Origin of the sequence: Micromonospora zhanjiangensis (assembly GCF_042650605.1) — a bacterium.
Lineage (GTDB): Bacteria > Actinomycetota > Actinomycetes > Mycobacteriales > Micromonosporaceae > Micromonospora_J > Micromonospora_J zhanjiangensis.
The window spans coordinates 311,192-320,586 of sequence record NZ_JBHSBN010000005.1 but is presented as its reverse complement, the minus strand read 5'-3'; the positions used below and the strand labels follow the sequence as shown (position 1 = coordinate 320,586).

6 protein-coding genes are annotated in these 9,395 nt (G+C 71.4%); 4 read left to right on the top strand and 2 right to left on the bottom strand.

Going from position 1 to position 9,395, the window contains the following annotated elements; translation table 11 throughout:
* Positions 1-280: 280 nt before the first annotated feature.
* The 4 genes from ACFOX0_RS10745 (at position 281) to ACFOX0_RS10730 (ending at position 7,508) form a co-directional block, all read left to right on the top strand.
* Positions 281-2,929 (top strand): RICIN domain-containing protein, encoded by a 2,649-nt coding sequence (locus ACFOX0_RS10745; RefSeq protein ID WP_377544265.1) that lies wholly within the window; start codon positions 281-283, stop codon positions 2,927-2,929.
* A gap of 448 nt (positions 2,930-3,377) precedes the next feature.
* Complete coding sequence (locus tag ACFOX0_RS10740) at positions 3,378-5,855, top strand: sensor histidine kinase (RefSeq protein ID WP_377544214.1); 2,478 nt, start codon at positions 3,378-3,380, stop codon at positions 5,853-5,855.
* A gap of 43 nt (positions 5,856-5,898) precedes the next feature.
* Entirely contained in the window at positions 5,899-6,303 is a 405-nt protein-coding gene (locus tag ACFOX0_RS10735; RefSeq protein WP_377544211.1) for a roadblock/LC7 domain-containing protein, read from the top strand.
* 5 nt (positions 6,304-6,308) lie between these two features.
* Positions 6,309-7,508: an ABC transporter substrate-binding protein gene (locus ACFOX0_RS10730; protein ID WP_377544209.1), complete on the top strand. Its 1,200-nt coding sequence runs from the start codon at positions 6,309-6,311 to the stop codon at positions 7,506-7,508.
* 66 nt (positions 7,509-7,574) lie between these two features.
* Here ACFOX0_RS10730 and ACFOX0_RS10725 read toward each other — a convergent pair whose 3' ends face one another.
* Positions 7,575-8,366, bottom strand: a complete 792-nt coding sequence (locus ACFOX0_RS10725) for an SDR family oxidoreductase (RefSeq protein WP_377544206.1) — start codon at positions 8,364-8,366, stop codon at positions 7,575-7,577.
* On the bottom strand, positions 8,363-9,337 hold the full coding sequence (locus ACFOX0_RS10720; RefSeq protein ID WP_377544263.1) for an LLM class F420-dependent oxidoreductase: 975 nt from the start codon (positions 9,335-9,337) through the stop codon (positions 8,363-8,365). Before ACFOX0_RS10720 ends, ACFOX0_RS10725 begins: the two co-directional genes overlap by 4 nt.
* Positions 9,338-9,395 lie beyond the last annotated feature (58 nt).

The window sequence follows — 9,395 nt, the reverse complement described above, 5'->3', positions numbered from 1 at the left end:
CGCCAACGGCACACCATCCAGCCCGACCCTGACCTGCACCAGCCCGTAACCACCACACACCACACACCACGGACCCGGACCCGACCGACGGCCACAACCACGCCGCCCGGTCGGGCCCGGGTCCGCCGCGCCGCTCACCCGGCACCGCGTGGACGGGTACGACCGCGCCGGCTCGCCACCGCAGCGACGTCTCCACCGACATCCGCCGGACAGCAAGCGAAAGGGGAAGTACGTGAAGGAAGCCGCATCCGCCGTTGGAGGGTTGCTCCTCGCGGTCGCGATGGTCGCATCCGCCGCGCTGACGTCCGCCGTGACCGGTGCGACGCCGGCCTCGGCGGCCGCCGATACGTCGTACTACGTCGCGCCCGACGGCAACGACGCCAATCCGGGAACGGTCACCGCGCCGTTCCGGACCGTGCAACGTGCCCGGGACGTCGTTCGCACTGTGAACGCGAACATGACCGGCGACATCACCGTCTACCTGCGCGCCGGCGAGTATCCGGTGACCAGCACGATCGAGTTCGGGTCGGGTGACTCCGGCACCAACGGCTACCGGGTCAACTACGCCGCGTACCCGGGAGAGCGGCCGGTCCTCGAAGGCGGTGTCCGGGTGACCGGCTGGACGCAGCACAGCGGCAACATCTGGAAGGCCCCGCTCGACCGCGCGAACAAGCTGCGCACGCTCTATGTCAACGACAAGCGGGCGTACATGGCCGCCAAGACGATCAACTCGGCCGGCTGCTACGGCACGTACACCATCACCGCCGGCCAGGCACCCTGGGCGTGGGAATCGGGCTCGCAGTGCGACGGCGCCAAGTACAGTCTGGCCGATTTTCCGGCCGTCGCCCGCAACCAGGACGACATCGAGATCGAGACCGCGACGACCTGGACCACGGCCGTCGTGGGGGTCCGACAGGTGACCACCAGCTCCGACGGTGCGAGCCGGGTGGCCCTGTTCCAGCAGCCGGGCGCGGCGATCGCCCAGGGCGCGTACAACGGAAACGCGCAGGTCGGCGGCTCCCACAAGGTCATGAACGCGTACGAGTTCCTGGATGCGCCGGGCGAGTTCTACTTCGACAAGACCAGTCGGACGCTGTACTACTACAAGTCCGCCTCCGACGACATGGCGACCGCGAGTGTCTTCGCGCCGAACAACGTCACGACCCTGCTGCGGGTCGCCGGCACCTCGACGAGCAGCCACGCGCGCAACATCACCTTCTCGGGCCTGACCGTGCAGCATTCCGACTGGAACCTGGTCAACGTGGCCGGTTCCCAGTTCAAGCAGGCACAGCAGGGAAACCTCAGCGCGTTCGCGTACGCGAAGGGCAATTTCCACGTCTACTACTACCGCAACGTCGACGTCACTCCCGGCGTCGTCGAGATCCAGAACGCCGACGGGATCCTCCTGCAGCGCAACCGGATCCAGCACACCGGCATCAACGGCATCAACATGGTGAACGACGTGCAGAACACCCAGTTGATCGGGAACTACACCAACGACATCGCCGGCTCGGCCATCACGGTGGGCCATCCGCAGCACGTCTTCATCGGCGACCACACGTCGACCAACCGGGAGAAGTACCCCCCGCAGGTCGAAGGACTGTGCAAGAACATCGAGATAAAGAACAACTACCTCTACGACAGCGCCGTGCTGTTCAACGGGCACAGCCCGATCTCGGCGTACTTCGCCGACACCCTCACGGTGCAGCACAACCGGATCGAGAAGGCCCCGTGGGCGGGCATCACCCTCGGTTGGGGCTGGTGGAACTTCGACGGGTCGTCGGGCTCGGTCGCGCCCAACCGGCCGACCACGACGGCCAGGAACAACACGATCAGCTACAACCACATCATCGACACGGTGCAGCGACTCGGTGACACGGCCCCCATCTACACCCTGGGTAGTCAACCGGGGACCACGGTCACCAACAACTACCTGCAGGGCGTACCGGCGGGCCACAAGTACGGACTCCACCCGGACGAGGGCTCGGCGTACATCACCTTCCGGGACAACGTGCTGAGCGTCGACAAGAACGTCACCTGGCTCATCAACTCCGACAACTTCGGGCGCAAGCACGACCTGAGCATCACGCAGACGTACGGCCCGATCAACAAGGTGTCCGAGAAGAACCTGCCCAACAGCACCGTCCAGGACATCCTCGTGTCCGCCGACTACGTCTGGCCCGCGCCGGCCTACGACATCGCCGCGAATTCCGGGCTGGAGGAGCCGTTCCGGGATCTCGTCCGGGCCGACGGTCCCGCCGTGCCGGACTACGTCCTACCGGCCAGCACGTTCGTCAGCGGCGGGGCGTCCTCGATCCGGGTCCGCAGCGCGGGCGACGCGACCAGGACGATCTGGCTGGCCCCCGCCGGCACGACCACCTTCGCCGCCGGTCCGACGATGACCAGGGCCGACGGCAACGCCACGGCGATAGCCGTTCCGACGTCGCCGGGTGACTACCGGCTCTACGTCCTGGACGCCCAGGGCAACCGGTCGGCCGAGTCCGCCTCGCTCGTCCGGCGGCAGGGCGGCGGCCAGCAGCAGGGCGCGCAGATCGTGGGCGGCCAGTCGGGCCGTTGTGTCGACGTGCCCAACGCCTCGACCACCAACGGCACCCAGGTCCAGTTGTGGGACTGTTCCGGCGGCGCGGGCCAGCGGTGGACGTACACCGCCGGCAAGCAGTTGACCGGGAACGGCAACAAGTGCCTGGACGCCTCCGGCGCGGGTACCACCAACGGCACCCCGGTCATCATCTGGGACTGTCACGGCGGCCTCAACCAGCAGTGGAACGTCAACGCCAACGGCACCGTCACCAACGTCCAGTCGGGGCTGTGCATGGATGCCAACGGCGCGGCCACGGCCAACGGAACAAAGATCATTCTTTGGTCCTGCGGCGGCGGCGCGAACCAGCAGTGGAGCCTGCGCAACTGACCGGCCCGGATCGGCGTGCGGCGGGTCGACGACCGGGAAATCTCGTCGACCCGCCGCGGTCCGCGCGCGATCCGACCGCCCCGGTGCGCCTGCCGTGGTGGGTTGCAGCCGGTACCCGGGTACCGGCTTACCGTCGAACGGACGGCGCCGCGTGGGCGCCGCGGTTCGAGGAGGCTCGCGGCGGCGCACCTTATCAGTCCGAAACGGACTGAGGAAGACCCACACGGCCGGCGTACCGCCCGAACGGTCCGCCGCTTCCTCCCCCATGCGTTCCGGCCCTGGTCCGAGTCGTCAAGAAATGAGTATTCGTTCAGCAACGTTCTGGTACGGCGCTCATCTCTCGTGGTAGGAATACGTCTTACCTGTGAGCCACAACACAGTCCTGATGTATTCGCCGCTCAGCCCCCTGGTGCGGCACCGTCGGTAAGGGAGAGGAGCGGGTTACGCCGTGACACAGGCCGCAACGGCGAACGCGGTGCGCACCCACGCCAGGACACCCATGGACTGGCTGACACGCGGCGGCATCGTCCGCTTACTGCAGTTCGTGGTCGCCGTACCGCTGATCGCCGTCATCGGATTCGCCGGACTGGCCCTACAGTCCTCGATCCGCCAGGTGTCCAGCGCGGACAGTGTGCACAGCCTGGTGAACCTCTCCGCCCAGGCGGGCGTGGTGACCCGCGCCCTGCAGACCGAACGGGTGATCGCCGCCGTCCAGTTGACCGACGTCGGTCAGGTCGCCGGCGCCTTCGACGGGCAGGTGCGAGCCACGGATGCCGCCATCGCCGAGTTCCAGCGGCGACGGGCGCAGGTGACGGGCGAGCCGCCCGTCCTGCGACGGGTCGACGCCGACCTGAGCGCGCTGACCGCGGTCCGGGAGCAGGTCCGCTCCAGCCCGCGCGCGTCGCTCTCCGCGATCGCCTTCAGCTACCGGATCCTCATCGCCGACCTACTCGCCTTTCGGCAGTCGGTGGCCACCGACACCTCGAACCGGGTCGTCGACGAGATCCGCGCGGCGGCGGCGGTGTCCGAGGCGGGCGAGGCGATCGGCCAGCTCCAGATCATCGTGCTGCGCAACCTGGCCGGCGGCGAGCTGACCCAGGCGGGACAGCAGGAGAGCGCCGGTGCCCAGGCCCGCTTCGCCGAGGCCAGCAACGCCTTCACGAACCTGGTCGATCCGGCGTGGGCCGCGCGCTGGGAGCTGATCGGGACGGACCCGAAGGTGATCACCGCGCAGCGGCTGCAGAGCGCGGTGGGACGGACGCTTCCGGGCGATCTGCTCACGGTCGACGCGAGAGCCTGGGTCGAGGCCACCGACGGCTGGATCAGCGCCATGTTCGCGCTGCAGAGCGCGGTGGACGACGCGGTGGCCGACGCGGTGGACGCCGAGCGGGGGCAGCGGCTGCGCGACGCGCTGCTCCAGGTCCTCGGAACGCTGCTGGTCCTGCTGCTCACCGCCGTCCTCACCGGTGTGGTGGCCCGACGGATCACCCGGCGGCTGCGCGCCCTGCAGGACACGGTGACCACCGTGGCGTACGACCGGTTGCCGGTCGTGGTCCGGCAACTGGACGAGGCCCCGCCGGGCACCGTACGACCGGAGGAGGTGGCCGACCGGTCGGCGGCGGAGTTCCCGATCACCGGCACCGACGAGATCGCCAAGGTGGCGACCGCGGCCCGGGCGCTGCACCGGGAAGCGGTACGGATCGCCGGTGAGCAGGCGGTCATGCGGGCCAACGTCGCGCAGATCTTCGTCCACCTGTCCCGCCGGGAGCAGCGCCTGGTCGACGCGATCCTGGCGCAGGTCGACCTGGTCGAGCGGGACGAGGCCAACCCCGAGCGGCTGCAGCAGCTCTACCAACTGGACCACCTGGCCACCCGGATGGCCCGGATCAACCAGAGCCTGCTGATCCTGGGCGGGTCCGGCATCTCCCGGGTACGCCACGCGGCCGTTCCCCTGGACAACGTGATCCAGGCGGCACTGTCCCAGATCGAGCAGTACACCCGGGTCCGGATCGGGGACATCGACCCGGAGCTGCACATCGCCGGTGCGGTGGTGGACGAGATCGTCCACCTGCTCGCCGAGCTGCTGGACAACGCGACCGCCTACTCTCCGCCGGAGACCGAGGTGCTGGTCACCGGGCACGCGCTCGCCGACCGGGTCGTCGTCCAGGTGGTGGACCAGGGCGTCGGGCTCTCCCTGCAGCGGTGCGACCAGCTCAACGCCCAGTTGTCCGCCGGTCCGGCCGCGATCGACGCGACCGGCGTACGGGCGATGGGCCTGAGTGTGGTCGCCCGGCTCGCCGCCCGGCACGGCGCGCGGGTCGAGCTGCGCCCCGGCGACCCGCGCGGCACGGTGGCCGAGGTCGCCATGCCGCCGTCGGTCGCCCTGCGGCAGGCGGTCCAGCGCCCCGAGCCCGGGAACCGGCCGGCCGGACCGCCGGTCGACGGTGGCCGCCGGGTCGCGGTGGCCGGGACCGGCACCGGCGGCCCGCCGCCCGGCCCCGCTCGCGGGCCGATGGTCGCCGTGTCGGCGGGTGCGGGCGGCACCGGGACGGCGGTGGCGGTACCCGCCCGCTCCGCTCCGGCACCCGCCCGCGCCACCGCGCCCGCGCCGCTGTTCCAGCCGGCGCCGGAACCGGCGACCATCGGATCGGGCCAGGCCACGGTGAACGGCTGGTTCAAGACCGCGCTGGACGGCGATTCGGTCACCGTCACCTGGCCGACCGACGAGGGCGAGCGCTGGGCCACCGTGACGAAGACGGTGACCACCGAGGTCGGGCTGCCGCGCCGGCAGCCGCAGCCGCACCTGCTCCCCACCGCCCCGAAGCCCCGCAACGAGCCGCGCAAGCTCGACCCCGGCGCGGTGTCGGCGGCCATGTCGGCCTACGCCAGGGGCGTGGCCGGGCATCGCGCCCCCGCCTCCTCCTGAACCTCACTCAGCCCTACCCCTTCCCTCCCACAGGAGTTCCACCGTGACAACCCCGAACGACCTCAGCTGGCTTTTGCAGAACTTCGTCCAGAACACCTCGCAGGTCAGCCACGGCCTCGCCATCTCCACCGACGGTCTGGTGCTGGCGCACAACGACAATCTGCCCCGGGACCGGGCCGACCAGCTCGCCGCCACCGGCAGTGGCCTGATCTCCCTGCTCACCGGGGCGGCCCGGTTCTTCCAGGCCGGCGGGGTGATCTCCAACGTGACGCAGATGGACGGTGGGTTCATGTTCTGCATGGCGTTCAGCGAGGGGGCGTCGCTGCTCGTGCTCGCCTCACCGACGTGCGACGTGGGTCAGGTCTCGTACGAGATGACCGACCTGGCGAACCGGATGGGCGAGGTCCTCACCCCGGCCGTGCGGTCCGAGCTGCTGCGGCAGCTGTGATCGCGGTGCGACTCCCCCGGTTCGCGCCACCCCGCCTCCGGCGCCCGTTCGCGGCCGTCGTCACCGGCGTGCTGGCGGTGGCCGCCGCCGGCTGTGACAGCACCCCGGCCGCCCAGCCGCAGCCCATCCGGATCGGGATGATCGCCAACACGGCCGGTCCCCTCCAGGCGCCCGGCTACGAGCTGCGCGACGGCTTCCAGCTCTACCTGGACACCCACGGCGGCCAGTTGGGCGGCCACCCGGCCCAGCTGATCGTCGAGGACGAGGGCTACCAGAGTTCGGTGAGCGTCGCGTCCGCCACCAAGCTGCTGGAACAGGACCGCGTCTCGGCGCTCACCGGCATCATCAACGGCGGTGACGTCACCGCCGTCCTGCCGCTGGTCAACCAGCACAAGGTGCCGCTGGTCGGCGCGTTGGGGCGACCGGAGCTGAGCGACGTGTCGTACGTCTGGCACACCAATCTGCTCTCCGTCGAACCGGGGATAGCGATGGCGCCGTTCGTCCGGCAGAAGGTCAAGGGCACGGTGTACGCCATCGGGCCGGACTTCCAGAGCGGCCGGGACGAGGTACGCGGCTTCGTCGAGACCTTCACCCGGCTCGGCGGCAAGCTGGCCAATCCCGGCGGCAGGGCCGTCTTCGCGCCCTTCCCGAACACCACCGACTACCGGCCGTACCTGAAGGCGATCGCCGACTCCGGCGCGGACGCCATCTTCTGCTTCTTCGACGCGCAGAACGCCATCTACTTCGTGCAGCAGTACGCCAAGTCGGAGGTGGCCGGCCTGCCGATCTACGCTTCCGGGTTCGTCACCGAGCCGGGCAGCCTGGCCACCCAGGGGGACGCGGCGGCCGGCATCTACAACGCGCTCAACTACTCGCCCGACCTCGACAACGCGGCCAACCGGGAATTCGTCGCCGCCTGGAACGCGGCCTACCCGGGCCGGGTACCGACCTCGATCGTGATGGCGTCGTACGACGCCGCGGCGGTGCTGGACCGGGCGATCGCCGCGGCCGGCGTCAACCCCACCCCGCAGGAGATCAACGCCGCGATCGCCGGACTCGGGCAGCTCAGCAGCCCACGGGGGCCGTGGCAGTTCGCCAAGGACACCCACGCCCCGATCCAGAAGTGGTACCTGCGGCAGGTCCGCCGCGACGGCCGTACCCTGTCGAACATCGTCGTCTCCGAGCTGGCGACCCTCGGCGGGTGACGGCCACACGCGACCACACCCGGCCACCCCCGACCACACCCGGCTGCGCCGATCGGCCCGACGCGGTCAGCGGCGCAGCCGGGCCACCATCGACCGCATCGCGGCCAGCCACCCGTCCGGCTCGGCCGCCTTGCGCCGGACGTAGTCGGCGACCTCGGGATGCGGCAGGATCAGGAACCGCTCCTCGGCCAGTCCCTCGACCACCGCGTCGGCCACCGCCTCCGGCGTCAGCACCGGTCCGGACGCCGCGGTGACCAGCGCGCCGACGTGACCGGCGGCGATGCCGTCGGTGAGCATCGGCGTCCGGACCCCCTGCGGGCAGAGCGCGCTGACCCGGATCCCGGCGTCCCGGTAGGTGACCGCCAGCCACTCGGCCAGGCCCACCGCCGCGTGCTTGGTCGCCGTGTACGGGGCGTCGCCGACCGCGGTCAACAGGCCGGCCGCGGAGCAGGTGTTGACCAGGTAGCCCTCGCCGCGGGCCAGCATCCCGGGCAGCACGGCCCGGGCCGCGTACACGTGCCCGAGCACGTTCACCGACCAGGCCCGCTGCCAGGCGGCGTCCGGAGCCTCGATCCCGGCGCCGCTGGTGACACCGGCGTTGGCGCAGAACAGGTCGATCCGGCCGTACCGCCGTTCGACCTCGCCGACCAGCTCGCGGACCTGGCGCTCGTCGGTGACGTCGACCGGCAGGCCGAGCGCGGCCGGGCCGATGCCGGCGGCCACCGCGGTCGCGGCGTCGGCGTCCAGGTCGGCCACCACCACGGCGGCGGCACCCTCGGCGGCGAACCGGCGGGCCAGCGCCGCGCCGATGCCGCCCGCTCCCCCGGTCACCACGGCCACCCGGTCGGCGAGTCTCACCGCCCGCCCCCGGGGCCGAGTCCGGTGATGGTCTCGGCCAGTGCCGCCGCACCGCCGCCGGCCAGCTCCGGCGTCGGCAGCAGGGCCAGCACGGGGGTACGCACACCGGCGTCGACGTAGCGGCGGACCTGCGCGCGGCACTCGTCCGGCGAGCCGTGCAGCACCAACCGGTCGATCAGGTCGTCCGGCACGGCGGCGGCGGCGCCGCGCCGGTCGCCGGCCGCCCAGGCCCGCCACATCGGACCGAGCTGCGGCTCGCGACCCAACCAGCGGTGGAATGCCGCGTACGCCGGCACGGTCAGGTAGCTGCTGATCAGTCGCCGGCCCAGGGCGCGGGCGTGGGCGGCGTCCCCGGTCGGGCAGACGAAGATCCGGGCGACGATCTCGAAGTCGTCCGGGTGCCCGGACAGTTCGGCCAGCACGCGGGGCACGTCGTCGGCGGCCAGCCAGTTGAGGATCGTCCCGTCCGCCTCGGCCGCGGCCAACCGAAGCATGCCCGGCCGCAGGGCGGCCAGCAGCACCGGCGGCGGTACGGCCGGTGGCCGTTCCAGCCGGAACCGGCGGACCGTGAAGGTGTCGTACTCCCCGTCCACGGTCTCGCCGCGCAGCGCCGGCTTGAGGAACCGCAACACGTCCCGGGTACGCCGGAACGGCTCGCTGAACGGCGTGCCGTTCCAGTCCCGTACCAGCACCGGCGAGGAGGCTCCGATGCCGAGGGCGAACCGGCCCGGTGCCGCCTCGGCCAGGGCGGCGGCACTCATCGCCAGCAGGCCGGGTCCTCGGGTGAACACCGGCGTCACGGCCGTGCCGAGGCGCAGGTCCGGCTGCCAGGCGGCGGCCAACGCCAGCGGGGTGAACGCGTCGGTGCCGGCCACCTCGGCCGACCAGACGTCGGTGAAGCCGGCGCCGGCGAGCGCCGCGTAGACACCGGCGTGGTCGGCGAGCGGGACCTCGCCCAGCGGCACGGTCATGCCCCAACGTGTCGTCATCCGGCTGATCGTGCCCGCTGCCCCGACCGGTAGGCAAGGC

Coding starts and splice junctions, on each gene's coding strand:
- ACFOX0_RS10720 (WP_377544263.1), bottom strand. CDS start 9,337: ATGACCGTGCCGCTGGGCGAGGTCCCGCTCGCCGACCACGCCGGTGTC.
- ACFOX0_RS10745 (WP_377544265.1), top strand. CDS start 281: ATGGTCGCATCCGCCGCGCTGACGTCCGCCGTGACCGGTGCGACGCCG.